Consider the following 562-nt stretch of genomic DNA (forward strand, 5'->3'; position numbering starts at 1 on the left):
GGGCGCCAGCTGGGATTCCTCCTCGCAGGGGATCAGCATCGGTGTCGCAGCACCTGCCGAGGAGCTGGTCGGAGGCCTGCCGGGCGGACTCTATGCGGACTGGTCCGGCACCTCCGCCGCAGCTCCGCTGGTCTCCGGCGTTGCGGCCCTGATCCGGGCGCGCTATCCGGAGCTGAGCGCAGCACAGGTGGTCAACCGCATCATCAGCACCGCCCGCGACGGCGGGGAACCGGGGAAGGATCCGATTTACGGCTACGGCATCCTGGATGCCAACGCCGCCCTGACCGCCCAGGTGCCGGTGGTCGAGGCGAATCCGCTGGGCAGCATGGCGGACTGGATCAGGGTGCACCGGCGCGGGAGTGCCGCGCCGCCGGAGTCCGCTCCGGCTCCTGCTCCTGCGGAAGAACCGGCCATCCCCGAGCCGACGGTTCCGGTTGCCGCCGAGCCGGCTTCCAGCGGCGACGTCCTTCCTGCGAGCATCATTTTCGGCTTCGCGGGACTGATTCTCTTTGTCATCGCCGGCGGGACCTACCAGACGGTGCGGGCCCGCAAATACGCCCTG

The 562-nt window shown here is 69.9% G+C and carries 1 protein-coding gene; it reads left to right on the top strand.

Annotation, left to right across the window (positions count from 1 at the left end):
• A partial coding sequence (locus AC5RVV_RS17910) for a S8 family serine peptidase (RefSeq protein WP_494002700.1) occupies positions 1–562 on the top strand: 562 nt, incomplete at both ends.

This window comes from Arthrobacter sp. MDT2-34-1, from assembly GCF_059091365.1.